The 1,568-nt window shown below is 69.9% G+C and carries 2 protein-coding genes; both read left to right on the forward strand.

The features are described 5' to 3' along the window. The coding region (locus V7793_RS37360; protein ID WP_336014157.1) for a response regulator at nucleotides 1–493 on the forward strand (493 nt) is incomplete at its 5' end. A 255-nt stretch (nucleotides 494–748) separates the two neighbouring features. Then, entirely contained in the window at nucleotides 749–1,435 is a 687-nt protein-coding gene (locus V7793_RS37365; RefSeq protein ID WP_058047234.1) for a response regulator, read from the forward strand. Nucleotides 1,436–1,568: the final 133 nt, after the last annotated feature.

Consider the following 1,568-nt stretch of genomic DNA (forward strand, 5'->3'; position numbering starts at 1 on the left):
CGTGCCGGGGACCCAGCCGCCGGCCGCCCCCCAGGGCGAGCCGTGGCCGACCGAGCTCCACGGTGACGCAGAGCAACCGACGGCCAAGGACTTCGGGTCCGGGTTCGGCGGGGGCTTCCACGGGGAGAAGGTGCTGATCGTCGACGACGACATCCGCAACGTCTTCGCCCTCACGAGCGTCCTGGAGCAGCACGGGCTCTCGGTGCTCTACGCGGAGAACGGCCGCGAGGGGATCGAGGTGCTGGAGCAGCACGACGACGTCGTGGTGGTCCTGATGGACATCATGATGCCGGAGATGGACGGCTACGCCACGACGGCCGCCATCCGCAGGATGCCGCAGTTCGCGGGCCTGCCCATCATCGCGCTCACCGCGAAGGCGATGAAGGGCGACCGGGAGAAGAGCATCGACGCGGGGGCGTCGGACTACGTCACCAAGCCCGTCGACACCGATCACCTGCTCACGGTGATGGAGCAGTGGATGCGCGCCGAGTGAGGCGCGGCCGCGCGGGCCGCCCGGCGTTCGCGGGCGGCCGCTGACCGAGTGTGCGCGAGGACGTGTGGGGACCGGGGATTCGGGGAACCTTCTGGTCCCCCACTACGTTTCTGCTACGTGCACAGTGACATCGCGGTGACAGGGTGTGGCGACCGGCGGGGTGCGGCTACCATGACCGGCACAAGGACGGGCGGCGCAAGGGAGTCGTCCCCTGGGGCGGCGCCCGGTGCACTGCCGGGGCGAGGAGGACGGGCCATGGTGCAGAAGGCCAAGATCCTCCTGGTCGATGACCGGCCGGAAAATCTGCTGGCGCTGGAGGCCATCCTCTCGGCGCTCGATCAGACACTGGTACGGGCATCGTCAGGGGAGGAAGCGCTCAAGGCGCTGCTGACGGACGATTTCGCAGTGATCCTGCTGGACGTCCAGATGCCTGGCATGGATGGATTCGAGACCGCGGCGCACATCAAGCGGCGGGAGCGGACGCGGGACATCCCCATCATCTTCCTGACCGCCATCAACCACGGCCCGCACCACACCTTCCGCGGCTACGCGGCAGGCGCGGTGGACTACATCTCCAAGCCCTTCGATCCGTGGGTGCTGCGCGCCAAGGTCTCGGTCTTCGTCGAGCTGTACATGAAGAACTGCCAGCTGCGCGAGCAGGCGGCCCTGTTGCGGCTGCAGCTGGAGAACGGCCAGTCCGGGCGTACGGGCGCCGCGGCGGCCCAGGAGCCCGCAGGGCTGCTCGCCGAGCTCTCCGCACGGCTCGCCGCCGTCGAGGAGCAGGCCGAGGCGCTCACCAAGCAGCTCGACGAGTCCGCCGACGCCGCGGCCGTCGCCACCGCCGCCCACCTCGAGCGCAAACTCACCGGCCTGCGGCGCGCGCTGGACGCCCTGGAGCCCGGGGCCGGCAGCGGGGCGAGCCCGCTGCCCGCTCCCAGCTGACACTTTGACGCCCTGTCACCCTTGAAAACATTGGGCCACGACACGAACGGGTGAACGCCGGGGCGCGGGTGTCCCTCGCGCCCGGCAACGGTAATCTCGGCTCCATGGCCTCACGTACGTCCGGCAAGGGTTC

It is taken from the genome of Streptomyces sp. KLMMK (assembly GCF_036961605.1).
Lineage (GTDB): Bacteria > Actinomycetota > Actinomycetes > Streptomycetales > Streptomycetaceae > Streptomyces > Streptomyces telluris.